The sequence below is a fragment of the Chryseobacterium sp. C2(2020) genome (genome assembly GCF_014218915.1).
In the GTDB taxonomy this organism is placed as follows: domain Bacteria; phylum Bacteroidota; class Bacteroidia; order Flavobacteriales; family Weeksellaceae; genus Chryseobacterium; species Chryseobacterium mucoviscidosis.
The window spans coordinates 23,024-39,954 of record NZ_JACLCT010000031.1 but is presented as its reverse complement, the minus strand read 5'-3'; the positions used below and the strand labels follow the sequence as shown (position 1 = coordinate 39,954).

The following is a 16,931-nucleotide window of genomic DNA, read 5'->3' as shown; positions in this document are numbered from 1 at the left end:
ATCAGTTCAGGCTGTAGTCTTTTTCGAAGTCTTTTGTTACCAGTTCATAAATGATCCTGAACCAGACAACGATGCAAGGTAAAGCTTTTAGAGAATATTTAACGATATAATTCTGTTTTATAAATTTCGGAAATAAGTCTGATGGCGAAAAACAGGTGAGAACAATTACGAAAATGAGCATGGCATAAACAAGCGGTGTTCTTTTTTTCTGAAGGAAAAACCAGATCATCACTCCCGCTACTGCAATAATGTAGGTGGGAGATTCTGATCCTGAACTGAACAATACTAAAAAAAGAAGTGTTGAGGCAAGAATCATCAATTGATAAGCATAATTCTTATATTGATTAATCCTCACATACGGCAAAAAGAATAAGGGCGCTCCGAAAGCCATAAAAGTAAGATTGGAGATTGAAGCATCCTGCAAAATTCTTCTTACAAATCCCATTAAAGAAATGTCCTGATAAGAATCCAGACTTTGGTTGAGTCCGTTTTTTTCAGCCAAAGAATGGAACCAGTCCGTATAGCTCTGTACAACGAACTGCGGGCTGGAAATTGCCATCGGTAATATAAAAAATAAAGCCGCAACTGCAATTCCGGACAGAATAAATTTCAGCTTGTTTTTGATGAAGAAAAACTGCGAAAGTCCCAAAATTCCGTACAGTTTTACAAATACTCCGACTAAAATGGCTGTAGCAGACTGTACTTCTTTTTTTTCATAAATAAAAATGGCAGACAGCATAAGCAATCCTACCAAAGCAATATTGAACTGAAGACTTACCGCCGCTGTAATATATTCCTGAAGGCAAAGCAGTGAAAAAAGTGCTTTTTTAGCGTCTGAAAACGGAAGTTTGTAAATGGCAAACAGGAAAATGGCTGCGTTGGCAACGTTCCATAATGAAATTCCAAGCCAATCGGGAATCAAAGCAAAAGGAGCAATCAGAATACTGAAAAGTATTCCATAATGATTGGCATCTAAGTATCTTTCGGGATATTGCAAGTAGAGATTTTTCTGCTCGATGGTATTTACAAAAACATTTTTGAAGATCAGATAATTGTTAATCGCCTGTGGTCCTCTGAAATATTTGGATAACGCCGTTGCAACAGCTATAATAAGATAAACCCCAAATATGTATTTAGGGTTTAGCAATATTTTAAGAATTTTTTCTTTCAAGATGTGAGGTTTTAGTTTAAAATATTCATCTTAAACAGCAACATTATTCTCTCTCAACGCATCATTTAAAGACGTTTTTTTGTCTGTAGATTCCTTTCTTTTTCCAATAATCAATGCACATGGAACCTGATATTCTCCTGCAGGAAAAGTTTTAGTATAACTTCCCGGAATAACTACTGATCTCGCAGGAACTCTTCCTTTGATCTCAACCGGAGTTTCACCTGTTACATCAATAATTTTTGTAGATGCCGTTAAAACCACATTAGCTCCCAAAACAGCTTCTTTTTCAACATGAACTCCTTCTACAACGATGCATCTTGATCCTACGAAACAATCGTCCTCGATAATTACCGGAGCAGCCTGAAGCGGTTCTAAAACACCACCGATACCAACACCACCACTCAGATGAACGTTTTTACCGATCTGCGCGCAGCTTCCAACCGTTGCCCATGTATCCACCATGGTTCCGGAATCAACGTAAGCACCGATGTTTACATAAGACGGCATCATAATAACTCCCGGCGCGATGTAAGCTCCTTCTCTTGCGATTGCATGCGGAACAACTCTCACTCCTTTTTCAGCGTAGTTTCTCTTCAAAGGCATTTTATCATGAAATTCGAACGGACCGACTTCAATCGTTTCCATTTTCTGAATCGGGAAGTACATTACTACTGCTTTCTTCACCCACTCGTTTACCTGCCATCCGTTTTCTGTAGGTTCTGCGGTACGAAGCTCTCCTTTATCCACCAAAGAAATCACCTCTCTAATCGCCTTCTGGCTGTCTTCATTCTGCAATAGTTCTCTGTTTTCCCAGATATTTTCAATAGTTTGTTGTAACGACATGTTTATTATTTAATTTAAATTGAAAAATTATACGCTGCCAAAGATACAAAAAAGATCAGCAAAACCTTTTGAAAGTATTTTGTTTAGAACGAAACTTGTTTAAACTTTTTTACCGCAAAAGAAGCAAAAGATTTAAACACTTTAGTTTCTTAAGTTCAGTTTATATTTAAATGGAAAAAAAAGTGCACCTAAGTTTTAAAAAATCAAAGATTTTTTCTCTTTGCAGACTTTTGAAATATTTTAAATAAATCCAATAAAGTCTTTTGTATCCTTTAAGGTTAAATTTAAAATTAGTTTAAACAACTTCATGATTTTAATATTCCGGATGCTTTAAACAATGTTTTAATGTAATTGTATAAGCCACATACGATTTAAGTAAATCAAAACCGGCTAAAGCGGAAATTTATGATATGTTTTGGCTAAAGCCAATTGTATTCTTAATTATTTAAAATGGGCTAAAGCCCATTTCTATTGATATATCAGATAATATGAAACGCTTATCTTTAGAACATTGTCGCATTAAAGATATCAATCCTACGGATTGATGGTTTTTTTATTACTATTTCTACACAGATTCTGCTCCTAATGGATCAAAACTCTTTTACTTTAAAAATCTTATGTTTTTAAGTTATACAATGCCTTTTTGTTTATTAAGGCAACATAAAAAAGGTTGTAATATTTTGATTATCAGAAGGTATTGAAATTCCTTTATTTACAAAACAGCTAAACAACTTAAATTACAGAACTCTCTGCGCGTGAAGATAGGCTTTGTTCCAGTAGGTTTCATTTAAGGAAGAAATAATAACGCCTTTTGATGTGGAAGCGTGAATAAATTTTACTTCTCCGTCACTTCCGATATCATGAACGATCCCGACGTGCGAAACTCTGCTCCCTCCTGCTGTTGCGAAAAACAGAAGATCTCCCGGCTTTACATCTTTGATGTCAATCTGAGATCCGGCTTCTGCCTGATCTGCGGATCTTCTCGGAAGTTTGAAGTCATTTTCCTCAAAAACTTTTACGGTAAATCCGGAACAGTCGAAACCTGAAGAAGTATTTCCGCCGAATTTATAAGGCGCACCCAAATATTTTTCTGCGTCTTTCAGGAGCTCGTTGATGGATTTTGAAATTTTACCGTCAAATCTGGAATCAAGTTTTCTGAGGTTTTCAGATTTGGCAACGGTTTTGGTAACCGGAGTTTTTTTTACAACGTTTTTTGAACTTCCGCAGGAAATGATAAATACGGAAAACAGTGATACAATAAATATGTTTTTAACAAACTTTTTTTTGCCTAAAAATCTATTCATCATATTTCCCTGAATTTTTACAATCTATACAAATATAATAAAATTATGCTTTCGCAGAGCTTAAGTAAGAAATACCACAAAAATTTTAAGACTGTTCATTTGAATGATATTATTTTTTTAAACTCAAAGAATGCGAAGTTTTCTTTTTAAAATTGTATGTTGATTTTTTAGACATTAGATGTTAAACTTTATTACTACAAAAGATTTAAACACTTTAGTTTTTTAAGTCTAATTGAAAAAAAAGAGCACATAAGTTAAAAAATTAAATATTTTTTCTATTTGCAGACTTTTGAAATAGTTTAAATAAATCCAATAAAGTCTTCATCATATACCCGCTGCTTAAAAACTTAAAAAAAAGCCATCCCGGAAGGATAGCTTTATTATATTGTATGTAAAAATCTTTTTATTTTGAAGTTTTAGCACCTTTCCAGGTTCCGGCTCTTGTAGGCGTAGGAACTGCATTAGACCATGTTCCCGTAGCTTTTTTGTCTTCTCTTGTGAAAGTTCCTCTGAATTCGCCATCTTCAGGAAAACCGATCGTTGCAACAAGATCTCCGGATTCGCTAAGATGTCCTGAAATATAATAGTTTTCTGTTGTTTGATCAGAATGTAATGTTCCGGTTACTTTTCCGTCGGTAGCTACCACTACATTCCAGTCGCCTTTTTCGGTTCCTTCGTACGTTCCCGCCCAGGTTCCGATGAAATCATAAATTGTATCTTCATCTTTGCCACAACCAACGAATAAGAAAGCTGTTAATAAAAGTAAAAATATTTTCTTCATAGTTTACAAGTAGTTAAACAATTTTTGTGGAGGATATGGGACTCGAACCCACCACCTTTAGACTGCCAGTCTAACGCTCTAGCCAGATGAGCTAATCCCCCTCTCGTTTTCTTCAAAATTCCGAAGCCGTACAAAAGTAAGTATTTAAACCACATATACAAACATTTTATTACATTTTCTTTAAAAACTGATGGAAATATCTGTAAATATTTTAGCAGAAATGATTTTTTTAAGACCAAATAAAAAACGCATACAGAAATAAATCCGTATGCGCTTTTCTTTTTACTTTTATTGTCAGAATTTATTTCCAACCGCCGCCGAGAGCCTGATAAAGCTCTATTCCGGCTTTCATTTTACTGTACTGTGCATTGGCAATATTCAATTCTGCATTTAAAGAATTAACACTGGCATTCAGTACCTCAAGATAATTTGCCATTCCGTAGTTTACTAATTCCTGAGAATAGTTTACGGAATTTTTATAATTCACCAGTTCTTTCTGTTTTAAATCGATGTACTGATCCTGAACGGAATACACTCTTATGGCATCAGAAACTTCTTTTCCTGCGGTAAGAATGGCTTTTCGGAAATTCAGATAAGCGGTTTCCTGATTGGCAAGGCTTACCTCGTAATTGGTTCTGATGGCTCTTTTGTTCAGCAACGGCTGCGCAAGACCTGCAACAACGTTCGCAAATAAAGAATTGACGCTGAAAAGATGATCGATATCCACCGACTGAACCCCTCCGCTTCCTGTTAATTTTAAAGTCGGATAAAACTGTGCTTTTGCAGAATTTGTCAGCTCAAAAGCATTAATTAGATTATATTCTGCTCTTTTCACATCCGGTCTGTTGGATAACAGTTGTACAGGATATCCTAATTTAAGATCAATCGGAACGTTCTGATTTTCCAAAGATGAACGTTCAATGGTATGAGATGGCTCTCCCATCAGAAGACTCATGGTGTTTTCCAGCAACTGAATCTGTGTATCAATATCAATCAACAAAGATTTTGCGTTGTACACCAAAGCTTCACTCTGCTGCACTGCAACTTCCGTTAAAGTTCCCGCCGTCTTTAAAGCTTTTGTCGTCTCTAAATTCTGCTCACGTACTTTAATGGTTTCTGTGATGATTCTTTTCTGAGCATCATAGGTAAGCAACTGATAATATGATGAAGCCACAGAAGCAATAAGGTCTGTTTTTACAGCTTTGTGAGCTTCCACAGTCCCTAAATATGTTGCTAACTGCGCTTTTTCCTGTGCTCTGAGTTTTCCCCAAATATCGGCTTCCCAACCAAGACTTGCCGTAATATCGAACTGATTTACATATCGTCTTTCTCCGATAATTTGCCCAAACTGGGTATTGATAGACTGGGTCTGGAATGTGTAATTCGGTCCTATTGATAAGGTTGGCTCATACGCTGCCTTGCTCTGTTTTAAATAAGATTCTGCTGAAGAAATACTCTGTAAAGCAATTCTGATGTCCAGATTATTTTCCAAAGCCTTTGTAATGTGTCCCTGAAGAACAGGATCTGTGAAAATTTCTTTCCAGGAAACATTCGCGATATTGGTGCTGTCTGTAGGAAGCATATCTGTACGGTAGAGTTTTTCGTCTACCACATTATCCGGTCTCTGGTATTCTTTCCTCGCCATACAAGATGATACGGCGGCAAGAACAGCGACTGAAAATGTTATTCCTTTTATGATGTTTAAAATACTCTTCATTATTTGAAGTTTAAGGTTTAAAGATCAGGGCTTTTCAGTTTTTAGTTATTATTTAAACTTTACATCAAAAACCCCGAACTCACTTAATTTTATTCTGCTAAATTGATTTCTTTTGGTTTGATAGGTTTTACTTTCTCCTGTAAATATTCAAAAATGACATATAAAACAGGGATCACGAAAAGTCCTAAAATAGTTCCTATCAACAAACCGATTGCGGCTCCTGTTGCGATGGATCTGTTTCCTACCGCCCCGATTCCGCTTGCCAAAACCAATGGCAATAAACCGAAGATGAAGGCAAATGAAGTCATCAGAATCGGTCTTAATCTCGCTTTAGCCGCATTAATTGCCGACATAACGATGGTTTCACCGTGATGTCTTCTCTGAACGGCAAATTCCACAATTAAAATCGCATTCTTTGCTAATAAACCGACCAACATAATCAGGGCAATCTGGAAATAAATGTTATTTTCCAAGCCCATGATTTTCTGTCCGAAATAAGCTCCCATTACTCCAAGAGGAAGAGAAATCACTACAATTAAAGGAAGAATATAACTTTCATACTGTGCAGAAAGAATGAAATAAACGAAAATCAAACTCAATCCAAAGATCAAAACTGTCTGAGATCCTGAATTTAACTCCTCTCTTGAAAGCCCTGTAAATTCTACATCATAATTCTGGTTCAGGGTTTCTTTCGCTACCTGCTGCACTGCTGAAATGGCATCTCCGGAACTGAATCCCGCAGAGTTTGCTCCTGTAATTTTCACTGAAGTAAAGAGGTTATAACGGCTCACCGACTGTGGTCCGTAAGCTTTGGTAAGCGTTACAAACTGTGAAATCGGCGACATGGCTCCGGAACCTGTTTTTACATACAGTTCATTGAGGTTTTCAATATTCTGTCTGTTTTCAGGAAGAGCCTGAACCATTACCCTGAACTGTTTTCCGTATTTTGTAAAATCGGCAGTATAAACTCCTCCGATGTATCCCTGCATCGTTGCTAAGATGTCACTTACAGAAACTCCCAACTGTTTAGCCAAAGGAACATTGATCTTCATTTCATACTGAGGATATTTTGTATTGAATGAAGTCTGGGCAAAATCGATTTCCGGTCTTTCGATCAGTTTCCCGATAAATTCATTGGTTTTTGTATCTAAATCTGCATATTCTCCTCCTGATTTGTCTAAAAGCACCATTTCAAAACCGGCACTGCTACCAAAACCGGGCACACTCGGCGGCTGGAAGAAAACCACTTTTGCATCCGGAACTTTTCCTGAAATCCCGAATAGTCTTTTCGTAATATCTTCAGAAGTCTGCCCGTCTTTTTTACGTTCTTCAAAAGGTTTTAATTTAATGAAAGCCAAACCGTTGTTGCTTCCGTTTCCGGATAAGAATCCTCTACCAGTGGAAATTGTAACGTTTTGTACTCCCGGAACTTTTAAAGCGTTTGCCTGAAGCGTCTTCAATGCATTGTACGTTCTTTCCATAGACGCTCCCGGAGGAAGCTGAACATCGGTAAAGATAATTCCGCGGTCTTCCGTAGGTACGAAACCTTTTTTCATGGTAGAACTCGCCCAGTATAAAATTCCGCCTGTTACGGCAAAAATAATCAGCGTAACCCATTTATGTCTCAATAAGAAGATGAATCCTCTTCCGTAACGCTCTGTTGTTGTTTTAAAAGCAATATTGAATTTATAGAAAAACTTCTGAATGAAATTTAAATTCTTATATTCTTTATGGTGCGCATCGTGAGGTTTTAAGAATAATGAACATAAAACCGGACTCAACGTCAATGCATTGATCGCAGAAATTATGATCGCTACAATAAGAGTAATCCCGAACTGCTGATAAAAAACTCCGGTAGGACCTGTAATGAATGTTACCGGAATAAATACAGATGCCATTACCAAAGTAATTGAAATAATAGCTCCTGTAATTTCGTCCATTGCTTCCACGGTTGCTTTTTTCGCATCCGAAATACCGTGTTCCATTTTGGCATGAACGGCTTCGACGACGACAATTGCATCATCCACAACAATACCGATGGCAAGAACCAAAGCGAACAACGTTAACAGGTTTAATGAATATCCGAATAAATTCAGGAAGAAAAAGGCTCCCACAATAGAAACCGGAACCGCAATTGCCGGAATTAAGGTAGATCTGAAATCCTGTAAGAAAATATATACCACGATGAAAACCAAGATGAAGGCTTCAATTAAGGTATGCACTACCTTTTCAATAGATGCATCAAGGAATTCGTTCGTATCAAAGTTGAATGTATATTTAATTCCCTGCGGAAAACTTCCTTCTGCCGATTTCAGGTAAGACTTGATATTTTTAATAATTTCCTGCGCATTGGAACCCGGTGTCTGGAAAATCCCCATACTGATGGAAGGATTATTTCCGTTTTCCCCGATTCCGGTGTAAGACTGTCCTGCCAGTTCTACTTTGGCAACATCTTTTAACATTAAATTTTGTCCGTCTGCTAAAGATTTAATGATGATATTATCGTACTGTTCCTTATCGTTAAATTTACCTACATACTTAATAATATATTCGAAAGAACTTCCGCTGTTTTGTCCGATAGAACCTGCGGCAGCTTCTCTACTCTGCTCATTGATGGCATTGGTAACATCGGTAGGTGTTAATCCGTAAGCTGCCATTTTAGCAGGATCCAGCCAGATTCTCATCGAGTAGTTTTTACCTCCGAAAACATTGGCATCTCCTACTCCGTTAATCCTTTTTAAATTCGGAATAACATTGATGTTCAAAAAGTTCTGAAGATATACATCATCCAGATCTTTATTTTCAGAATAGAAAGACATATACATCAAAGCACTTGTCTGCTGTTTCTGGGTAACAACTCCGGAACGCGTTACTTCACTTGGAAGTAAAGGAGTTGCTCTTGCGACACGGTTTTGTACGTTTACCGCCGCAATGTCCGGATCAATTCCCTGCTTAAAAAATACCTGAATCTGTGCAGAACCATCATTTCCGGCAGATGAAGTAATATAATCCATTCCTTCCACCCCGTTGATCTGTTCTTCCAGAGGAACAACCACACTTTTCATTACGGTTTCTGCGTTCGCTCCGGTGTAGTTTGCCGATACACTTACCGTCGGCGGCGCAATATCAGGATACTGCGTTACGGGTAACGAGATCAGTCCTAAAACACCGAGAATCACAATTAAAATTGAGATTACGGTAGATAAAACCGGTCTGTTGATAAAATTTTTAATCATTAGAATTTCGGTTTTATAGATTGAACAAGACTATCCATTTTCACAGGTTTCTTTATCACGGCAGTTCCCGGTTTCAGACCTCCGATTCCTGCTGCAATTACGGTTTCCCCTTTGTTAACTCCGGATTTTATCAATGCCATATTGTCGATTCTGTCGATCACATTAATCACCACATTTTTCGCAGTGTCTTTATCCACTTTATATACGTAAACAATTCCCTGTTGTTCGTAAGTTGCACTTTCCGGAACTACCAGAACATTGTCGTAACGTTGAGGGAATCTTATGGTTCCGCTGTTTCCGTTGCTTAAAAGTTTCTGCGCATTGGTAAACGCAACTCTGAACTGGATGGTTCCAGTTGTTGGATCGATCTGTCCAGTAATAGCTTCAATTCTTCCTTTTTCAGGATAAAGACTTCCGTTGGCAAGCTGTAATTCCACCATCGGAAGGTTTTTTATTTTTTCAGGCATAGATGCACCCGGAGATTTTTCAAGGAAATCAAAATATTCTTTTTCGTTCATTGAAAAATAGGCGTAAATCTGAGAAGTATCTGAAATGGTGGTTAAAGGAATCTGGTCTGAAGGACCTACCAAACTTCCCACTTTTAAAGGAAGCTTTCCGATAACTCCGGAAATAGGCGCACGAATAACAGAATATTCGATATTGGCTTCTACTCCTTTATAATTGGCAACTGCCTGACTTTTTGCAGCCTGTGCCTGTTTTAGCTGCGCCTGAGCCTGTGCTAAATTTGCCTGCGCGGTCTGTAACTGTACATTGCTGATGATATTTTTCTGAACCAGCGGTTTAAGTTTGTTCACTTCAACATTTGCCGCCGCAACAGCAGCCTGCGCTGCCGCAATATTGGATTCTGCAGCGCTGATTCCTGCTTTTGAAGCCGCCGCATTTTCGTTCAGAATATTGGTTTCCAAACGGAAAAGCGGCTGTCCTTTGGTTACATACTGCCCTTCATCTACCAAAACCTGTGTGATATATCCCTGAATTTTAGCACGGACATCGTTATTAACCTTCCCCTGAATGGTAGCCGGAAAAGTCTGATAGCCCACTATATTTTTCGCCTCCACCTTTACCACAGGATACGGTTTCGGACCGTCCTGCTTCGGAGCTTCTTTTTTGCAAGCCACTAAAGAGAGAGCTGCAACAGAAAGTATAACTAGCTTATTATTCATTTTTATAGTTTATTAAGAGATTCCTGAATATTTTTAATGTTCCTGTTTAAAAGAGCTTTGTAAGCTTCCATCTTTTCATTGTAATCGTCATGATTTTTTTTAAAATTGTCTAAATCATCCAGTAGTTGTAATTCGTCTTGCATTTTTTGAACTATTTTTTCAAATCTTATCTTCTTATAACCATCATTGATGAAAAAATACCGTTTCCTCTCGTCCATTTTGTTGTGATCTACGATGAGCTCTGCGTTCAGCAGTAAAGAAATACTTGTGGAGACTGAACTTTTGCTCGCGGAAAGCACTTCCACAAACTCATCAAAAGTAATGCCCACTTTATCATAATCGAATAAAAGGTAGGCATAAATCTTTGAAGCTAAAGGAGGAAGGCTGAAAATGGTTCCGTAGAACTTTACGGCATTCTGAAAAATTTTTTCATCAATTTCTATACTCATATGCATTGTATATAAATTTGAAACAAAAATAGAAATTAGTTCTGAACTAAACGAACAAACCTGATAGAGTTTATAAATATCAGGTTTTTTAAAATTTCAATGAAAACGGATTTAACTTTTGGGCTAAAAAATAATCTTCTCAAAGGCTTTTCTTACACCTCCTGCGAGAAATACTTCACCGCAGTAGCTGTAACCTTTGCTTTCTAAGATCTTCAGCATCGGAATATTATCATAGTTGGTATCAACCTTAATGCTCTGAATTCCATGAGATCTGGTGAATTCTTCAATGTGGTCGAAAAGAATTTTTACCATTCCCTGTCCTGCAAATTTTTCATCAACAGCAACTCTGTGTACCACGACGAATTCTCCGTTACTTAGCCAGGCTCCTTCAATGGTGCTGTATGCGGGTTCATCATTCAGGATTAAAGCAACGTAAACAGAAATTTCCCCATCTGCCATCATTACATATCCGAAACCTTTTGCAATATCGCTTTCCACGGTTCCCAAATTCGGGTAACCTTCCTGCCATTGTATACTTCCGTCCTTTCTTCTTCTTTCGATTGCCTGTTGCAGAATATTCCAGATTATATCTCTGTCTTCAATTTCTGCTTTTCTCAGCTTAATTTCCTGTGCCACGTTTATTCTATTGATTTTAAGTTTGTTTATTAAGAATCAGCTTTATTATTTCTGTATTTTATTTTTAAAAATATCATCACAATCAGCATAATTAACATTAAAACGTTTGTAATCCAAAGAGGTTTTGCATCCTTCATCATTCCGTAAACAGCCCAAAGCAAAGCGTTTAAAGTAAGAAATGATAAAGTGACCATTGAAAGGTCTTTTCCGGATTTTGTCTTCCACAATTTGATTACCTGCGGTAAAAAAGAAATGGATGAAATTAATGCTCCCGAATAACCAATTATCTGCTCTATCATATTAGTATTTTTTGAATTATAACTTAAATATAATAAAAATAAAACAAAGATTAAACGTTAAACCATACTTGTTTTGTTAAAATATGACAGTTATTTATGCTAATTATCTCATGCAAATGTATGATTATCAGATAAATAAAAAACCGAAAACTAATGATATTAATTTTCGGTTCGAAGTAGTAAAATTTAAAATTATGAAATTGTTTTTGTTAATTTTCACTTTGCTGAAGATATGCATCGATAATTTCGAATGCTTTTTTCTCATCTTCAAGTTTCACCATTACTTTCAGCGATGTCGCCGTAGGCGTGGTTGTAAAAGTAAGGTAATTGTTTTCTACTGAATTTTGAATCTGCGCATCATCCAGTTTAGACTTTATCAATTGGATTTCTGCAGGTTTGTCACTTTCAAAAACTGATACTCTTGTACTTCTTTCCATATTCTATCTCGTTTGAGTATCTAAATATATAACGTTTTTTTGAAAATCACAAATTTCAGCTTTTAAATTTTATGAATATTATTTTCGATTTTATCTAAAGCGATCTGAATTTCTTCTTTCGTAACGTTCAGATGCGGTCTGAAGCGAAGTGACTGATCTCCACATGAAAGGATAATCATTCCGTCGTTCCAAAGCTCGTCTCTTAATGCATTTCTCTGTTCAGAAGTCGGAAGATCGATGGCGCACATCAGTCCTCTTCCTCTTGCATTGGATAGTTTTTCAGGATATTTTTCTGCAAGACCGATTAATCCGTTCAGCAAATATTCTCCTACCACTCTTGCATTTTCCACAAGATTTTCCTTTTCAATAACTTCCATTACCAACTGGAAACGAAGCATATCGATAAAGTTACCACCGAAAGTGGAATTGATTCTTGAGCTTTCTCTGAAAACATTGTTCGGAACTTCATCAAATTTTTCTTTATTGGCTAAAACTCCGCAAACCTGTGCTTTTTTACCGAAAGAAATAATATCCGGTTTTGCTGTAAAATGTTCAAATGCCCACATTTTTCCCGTAATTCCGATACCGGTCTGAACTTCATCAAAAATTAAAAGAATGTCATGCTGATCGCAGATTTTTCTCAATCCCATTAAAAATTCGTCTCTGAAATGGTTGTCTCCGCCTTCAGCCTGAATCGGCTCGATGATGATACACGCCACTTTATCCGGATTCATTAAAATCGCTTCTTCGATATTTAATAAAGCCAGTCTTTCATTTTTAATGGTTTCTTCCAAATTCTCTTCCGTGATCGGGAAAGTAAGTTTAGGATTTAGGATCCTTGGCCAGTCGAACATCGGGAAATACTGATATTTTCTTGGATCTGAAGTGTTGGTTAAACTTAACGTATACCCGCTTCTTCCGTGGAATGCCTGTTTGAAATGGATACAGATTCCCGCTTCCAGATTAAGACCTTTTTCAAAATTTTTACGCGTTTTCCAGTCGAAACACGCTTTCAGGGCATTTTCTACTCCTAAAGTTCCGCCTTCAATAAAGAAAGCATACTGCAGTTCTTCAGGAATTACCACTCTTTCAAAAACTTCTAAGAAATGCGCATATTCTTCAGAATATACATCTGCCAAAGTGGGTTTGTTGACTGCCATTTTTCCCAGCCATGCCGATTTCTCAACGATATAGGGATGATTGTAACCGATGGATGCCGAAGCAAACATGGAAAACATATCTAAATATTCTCTGTCTGTAAGTTTATCGTACAGCCATGAACCGTGGGATTTTTCAATATCCATCACGAAATCGAAACCATCTGCCAAAACGTGTCTTCCAACGGTTTCTTTTACTTTATTTGCTTTTATTTCAATTGTCTGTTCCATTTTTAAATAAAAATCTTAGGGGTGATTAAAATTTAATAATAATTTGAGACTTAAAAATCTGTTTCCAAATTTTTAAACTCATGATGTTAGTTTTTAAAGGTCAAACTTAATTCCCTGTGCTAAAGGTAAGTTTGTGGTATAATTGATGGTGTTGGTCTGTCTTCTCATGTAATACTTCCAAACATCTGATCCGGATTCTCTTCCGCCTCCGGTTTCTTTTTCTCCACCGAAAGCTCCGCCGATTTCCGCACCTGAAGTTCCGATGTTTACATTGGCAATTCCACAGTCTGAACCTGCATGAGAAAGGAATAATTCTGCCTCTCTTAAGTTCTGCGTCATGATTGCAGACGACAATCCTTGAGGAACATCATTCTGAATAGCAATTGCTTCTTCTAAAGTTTTGTATTTAATTAAATATAAAATAGGTGCGAAAGTTTCGTGCTGAACGATTTCGTAAGAATTCTTTACTTCAGCGATACATGGTTTTACGTAACAACCGGATTCATATCCTTTTCCTTTCAGAACTTCACCTTCCACGATGAATTTTGCGCCTTCTTTTTTGCCTTTTTTGATGGCTTCTTCGTACATATTCACAGCATCGGTATCAATAAGCGGTCCCACATGATTCGTTTCATCCAAAGGATTTCCGATTTTCAGTTGTCCGTACGCTTTTACCAGTCTGTTCTTTACTTCATCATAAACACTTTCGTGGATAATCAGTCTTCTTGTGGAAGTACATCTCTGTCCTGCCGTTCCTACAGCTCCGAAAACTGCTCCGATGATCGACATATCAATATCTGCATCTTTAGAAATAATAATGGCATTGTTTCCACCTAATTCAAGGATTGATTTCCCGAATCTTTGCGCAACATTTGCGGAAACTATTCTTCCCACTCTTGTAGAACCGGTAAAAGAAACTAAAGCGACTCTCTTGTCATCCACTAATTTCTGTCCGATTTCATGATCTGCAACCAATACGCTGGAAATACCTTCGGAAAGATTATTCTCTTTTAACACTTCGTTCATGATGTTTTGGCAGGCAATCGCGCAAAGCGGTGTTTTTTCTGACGGTTTCCAGATCGTAACGTTACCGCAGATCCATGCTAAAGCTGTGTTCCATGCCCAAACTGCTACCGGAAAGTTGAATGCGGTAATGATCCCTACAATTCCCAATGGATGATACTGCTCGTACATTCTGTGCCCCGGTCTTTCCGAGTGCATTGTGTACCCGTGAAGCTGTCTTGAAACTCCTACTGCAAAATCGCAGATATCAATCATTTCCTGAACTTCTCCAAGACCTTCCTGCAGGGATTTTCCCATTTCATAGGAAACCAGTTTCCCCAAATCGTCTTTGTACTGTCTTAATTTCTGACCTAACTGTCTTACAATTTCCCCTCTTTTAGGAGCCGGAATCAGTCTGAACTCTTTAAAAGCTTTTTCAGCCGTCTCAATTACCTTGTCATAATCAGATTCTCCGGAAGTCTTTACTTTAGCAATCAGATTTCCGTCTACAGGAGAGTAACTTTCGATGGTTTTCCCTGATGCAAAGTATTTTCCGCCTACTGAAGTTCCCTTATTTTCATCCTTAATTCCTAGATTTTTGAGTGTTTTTTCGATCCCAAAATCCTTTACTTTTTTAGACATAAAAATTTTACTTTTCGTTTCCTCTAAAGATAGAAATATTATGCGAATCGCAAAATTTTAATTTTTTAACATGTTTTTTATTTGGACTAATTATAAACATAGTTATCTTTGTATAGGAATCATTTTATTTCAGGAATGAAAAATAATAAGATTAATAACGAACCTGCCACAGAGGAAAAAAAATCCTCCAGATGGAAAAGTCTGGTAAAGAAATTCGGGATTGGCGGAATTATATTTTTTACCGTAAAAGGAATTATTACCTCTACGCTGATTTATTTTCTGGGAAAGAATTTCTGGACGGTGATCTCCGATTATATTACCGGAATTTTTGATTAATTAATTGATATATAGATACAAAAAGCTGAGAAATTTCTCAGCTTTTGTTTTTGATTCAAGGTCATTCGGAATGACGATATTTTATTCTTTCTTTTTCCTTCCTGAATTAATCAGGCTCTGATGCAGCAAATACTCAATCTGTCCGTTTACACTCCGGAATTCGTCATTTGCCCATTTTTCCAGAAGCTTAAATGTAGACTCATCAATCCTTAAAACAAAAGATTTTTTGCCTTTATTTTCGGAAGGATTCTGAGCTTTTTCTGATTTCATTTTTGTTAATTCTTTTTGTTTTCAACGCAAATGGCGCAAAGATTTCTTTTAATTATTGTGAATATTTTTCGTTCGCAAAGGCGTTTCACTCAGCGAAGAACTCAAAGGTTTTCTAATTATGACAAATTACAGACAATCATAAAAAGATTTCTCCTTCGTCGAAATGACAAAATACATTGCAAATCTTTAATTATACAAAGTTCCGGCATTTAAAATTGGTTGTGCCGCTTTTTCACCGCAAAGAACCACCATTAAATTGCTTACCATTGCGGCTTTTCTTTCGTCATCCAGTTCTACAATATTTTCTTCCGAAAGCTTTTTCAGGGCTAAATCTACCATTCCTACAGCACCTTCCACGATCTTTGTTCTTGCCGCTACAATTGCTGTTGCCTGCTGTCTCTGCAGCATTGCTCCTGCAATTTCTGACGCGTAAGCCAAATGTGAAATTCTTGCTTCCTGAATGGTAATTCCTGCCTTTGAAAGTCTTTCGGTAAGTTCCTGTTCCAGAATAGCGTTGATCTTTTCACCGCCTTCTCTTAAAGTAATCGGCGCATGATCGTCTTCTAAATTGTCGTAAGGAAAACTCATCGCCAAATGACGTACCGCAGCTTCACTCTGCATCTTTACAAAATCTGAATATTTTTCCACATCAAAAGCGGCTTTGTAGGTATCTCCCACTTTCCAGACAATTACTACCGCAATTTCAATCGGGTTACCCATCTTATCATTTACTTTCAGAGTTTGTCCCTGAAGGTTTTCTGAACGGAGACTGATTTTCTGTGAGGAATATAAGGGATTGATAAAAAACAAACCATTGTCTTTTACGGTTCCGACATATTTTCCGAAAAAGTTCAGCACTCTGGAATGATTCGGCTGAATAATCATTAACCCTTTCATAAAAAAGCAAAACAGAATAAATGACAATAATGATAAAACGACAAGCGTAACACTGTTATCGACACCGATTGCAAATAAATAAACGGAAACGGCAAACAATCCAAGACAAATGACCAAAGTAAGGTATCCCGACATTGGTTTTAAGATTTTTTCCATGATATTAAATTTTAATTTGATACTATTTTGATATCATAAAGATATAACTTTTTTTTACATGAAAAATCTTTTATTTTAAAATTTCTTTTGACTTGTCGGTTCAATTCTAAGCAAAAAAATCCCTGAAAAATTAATTTCAGGGATTGTATGTATGATATTTTATTGATTATTCGTTATTAGTAA

Annotated in this window: 16 protein-coding genes and 1 tRNA gene; 1 reads left to right on the top strand and 16 read right to left on the bottom strand. The window is 36.9% G+C overall.

The genetic code is table 11. The annotated features are described in order from the left end of the window. Window position 1: 1 nt before the first annotated feature. The 14 genes from H6W52_RS15960 to H6W52_RS15895 form a co-directional block, all read right to left on the bottom strand. Window positions 2–1,171 (bottom strand): glycosyltransferase family 87 protein, encoded by a 1,170-nt coding sequence (locus tag H6W52_RS15960; RefSeq protein WP_185216813.1) that lies wholly within the window; start codon window positions 1,169–1,171, stop codon window positions 2–4. 30 nt (window positions 1,172–1,201) lie between these two features. After that, window positions 1,202–2,014 (bottom strand): 2,3,4,5-tetrahydropyridine-2,6-dicarboxylate N-succinyltransferase, encoded by an 813-nt coding sequence (locus H6W52_RS15955; protein ID WP_076390279.1) that lies wholly within the window; start codon window positions 2,012–2,014, stop codon window positions 1,202–1,204. A 737-nt stretch (window positions 2,015–2,751) separates the two neighbouring features. Further along, window positions 2,752–3,318 (bottom strand): C40 family peptidase, encoded by a 567-nt coding sequence (locus H6W52_RS15950; RefSeq protein ID WP_076390551.1) that lies wholly within the window; start codon window positions 3,316–3,318, stop codon window positions 2,752–2,754. A gap of 403 nt (window positions 3,319–3,721) precedes the next feature. Next, a complete protein-coding gene (locus H6W52_RS15945) occupies window positions 3,722–4,099 on the bottom strand; it encodes a hypothetical protein (RefSeq protein WP_076390280.1) in 378 nt (125 codons plus the stop codon). Between the two features lie 27 nt (window positions 4,100–4,126). Then, window positions 4,127–4,200: transfer RNA gene (locus tag H6W52_RS15940), tRNA-Ala, on the bottom strand. A 200-nt stretch (window positions 4,201–4,400) separates the two neighbouring features. Next, entirely contained in the window at window positions 4,401–5,816 is a 1,416-nt protein-coding gene (locus tag H6W52_RS15935; protein WP_116099228.1) for a TolC family protein, read from the bottom strand. An 89-nt stretch (window positions 5,817–5,905) separates the two neighbouring features. Beyond that, window positions 5,906–9,052, bottom strand: a complete 3,147-nt coding sequence (locus H6W52_RS15930; protein WP_116099229.1) for an efflux RND transporter permease subunit — start codon at window positions 9,050–9,052, stop codon at window positions 5,906–5,908. After that, a complete protein-coding gene (locus H6W52_RS15925; RefSeq protein ID WP_116099230.1) occupies window positions 9,052–10,236 on the bottom strand; it encodes an efflux RND transporter periplasmic adaptor subunit in 1,185 nt (394 codons plus the stop codon). The genes H6W52_RS15930 and H6W52_RS15925 overlap by 1 nt, the downstream gene beginning before the upstream one ends. Window positions 10,237–10,238: 2 nt before the next feature. Further along, window positions 10,239–10,685 carry a transcriptional regulator gene (locus H6W52_RS15920; RefSeq protein WP_228457591.1) on the bottom strand — a complete coding sequence of 149 codons (447 nt, stop codon included), beginning with the start codon at window positions 10,683–10,685 and terminating at the stop codon, window positions 10,239–10,241. 123 nt (window positions 10,686–10,808) lie between these two features. After that, window positions 10,809–11,321: a GNAT family N-acetyltransferase gene (locus H6W52_RS15915; RefSeq protein ID WP_116099232.1), complete on the bottom strand. Its 513-nt coding sequence runs from the start codon at window positions 11,319–11,321 to the stop codon at window positions 10,809–10,811. 29 nt (window positions 11,322–11,350) lie between these two features. Then, complete coding sequence (locus H6W52_RS15910; protein WP_076390286.1) at window positions 11,351–11,620, bottom strand: SemiSWEET family sugar transporter; 270 nt, start codon at window positions 11,618–11,620, stop codon at window positions 11,351–11,353. Window positions 11,621–11,829: 209 nt separating this feature from the next. Continuing rightward, on the bottom strand, window positions 11,830–12,057 hold the full coding sequence (locus H6W52_RS15905) for a DUF2007 domain-containing protein (protein ID WP_116099233.1): 228 nt from the start codon (window positions 12,055–12,057) through the stop codon (window positions 11,830–11,832). A gap of 62 nt (window positions 12,058–12,119) precedes the next feature. Continuing rightward, window positions 12,120–13,445 carry an L-lysine 6-transaminase gene (gene lat, locus H6W52_RS15900; RefSeq protein WP_116099234.1) on the bottom strand — a complete coding sequence of 442 codons (1,326 nt, stop codon included), beginning with the start codon at window positions 13,443–13,445 and terminating at the stop codon, window positions 12,120–12,122. Between the two features lie 93 nt (window positions 13,446–13,538). After that, window positions 13,539–15,089 carry an aldehyde dehydrogenase family protein gene (locus tag H6W52_RS15895; protein WP_116099235.1) on the bottom strand — a complete coding sequence of 517 codons (1,551 nt, stop codon included), beginning with the start codon at window positions 15,087–15,089 and terminating at the stop codon, window positions 13,539–13,541. A 135-nt stretch (window positions 15,090–15,224) separates the two neighbouring features. Here H6W52_RS15895 and H6W52_RS15890 point away from each other — a divergent pair, with 135 nt between their 5' ends. After that, window positions 15,225–15,425: a hypothetical protein gene (locus H6W52_RS15890; protein WP_116099236.1), complete on the top strand. Its 201-nt coding sequence runs from the start codon at window positions 15,225–15,227 to the stop codon at window positions 15,423–15,425. An 81-nt stretch (window positions 15,426–15,506) separates the two neighbouring features. Here the strand turns inward: H6W52_RS15890 and H6W52_RS15885 are convergent, their stop codons facing one another. Together H6W52_RS15885 and H6W52_RS15880 are read right to left on the bottom strand one after the other, a co-directional pair. Then, a complete protein-coding gene (locus tag H6W52_RS15885; protein WP_076390291.1) occupies window positions 15,507–15,695 on the bottom strand; it encodes an Arc family DNA binding domain-containing protein in 189 nt (62 codons plus the stop codon). A gap of 186 nt (window positions 15,696–15,881) precedes the next feature. Then, window positions 15,882–16,748, bottom strand: a complete 867-nt coding sequence (locus H6W52_RS15880) for an SPFH domain-containing protein (RefSeq protein ID WP_116099237.1) — start codon at window positions 16,746–16,748, stop codon at window positions 15,882–15,884. Between the last annotated feature and the right edge of the window lie 183 nt (window positions 16,749–16,931).

What these genes read in the sequence shown, in the direction of transcription:
- H6W52_RS15905 (WP_116099233.1), bottom strand. Translation starts at nt 12,057, where the DNA reads ATGGAAAGAAGTACAAGAGTATCAGTTTTTGAAAGTGACAAACCTGCA.
- H6W52_RS15930 (WP_116099229.1), bottom strand. Translation starts at nt 9,052, where the DNA reads ATGATTAAAAATTTTATCAACAGACCGGTTTTATCTACCGTAATCTCA.
- H6W52_RS15910 (WP_076390286.1), bottom strand. Translation starts at nt 11,620, where the DNA reads ATGATAGAGCAGATAATTGGTTATTCGGGAGCATTAATTTCATCCATT.
- lat (WP_116099234.1), bottom strand. Translation starts at nt 13,445, where the DNA reads ATGGAACAGACAATTGAAATAAAAGCAAATAAAGTAAAAGAAACCGTT.
- H6W52_RS15925 (WP_116099230.1), bottom strand. Translation starts at nt 10,236, where the DNA reads ATGAATAATAAGCTAGTTATACTTTCTGTTGCAGCTCTCTCTTTAGTG.
- H6W52_RS15920 (WP_228457591.1), bottom strand. Translation starts at nt 10,685, where the DNA reads ATGAGTATAGAAATTGATGAAAAAATTTTTCAGAATGCCGTAAAGTTC.
- H6W52_RS15955 (WP_076390279.1), bottom strand. Translation starts at nt 2,014, where the DNA reads ATGTCGTTACAACAAACTATTGAAAATATCTGGGAAAACAGAGAACTA.
- H6W52_RS15895 (WP_116099235.1), bottom strand. Translation starts at nt 15,089, where the DNA reads ATGTCTAAAAAAGTAAAGGATTTTGGGATCGAAAAAACACTCAAAAAT.
- H6W52_RS15950 (WP_076390551.1), bottom strand. Translation starts at nt 3,318, where the DNA reads ATGAATAGATTTTTAGGCAAAAAAAAGTTTGTTAAAAACATATTTATT.
- H6W52_RS15945 (WP_076390280.1), bottom strand. Translation starts at nt 4,099, where the DNA reads ATGAAGAAAATATTTTTACTTTTATTAACAGCTTTCTTATTCGTTGGT.
- H6W52_RS15935 (WP_116099228.1), bottom strand. Translation starts at nt 5,816, where the DNA reads ATGAAGAGTATTTTAAACATCATAAAAGGAATAACATTTTCAGTCGCT.
- H6W52_RS15890 (WP_116099236.1), top strand. Translation starts at nt 15,225, where the DNA reads ATGAAAAATAATAAGATTAATAACGAACCTGCCACAGAGGAAAAAAAA.
- H6W52_RS15880 (WP_116099237.1), bottom strand. Translation starts at nt 16,748, where the DNA reads ATGGAAAAAATCTTAAAACCAATGTCGGGATACCTTACTTTGGTCATT.
- H6W52_RS15885 (WP_076390291.1), bottom strand. Translation starts at nt 15,695, where the DNA reads ATGAAATCAGAAAAAGCTCAGAATCCTTCCGAAAATAAAGGCAAAAAA.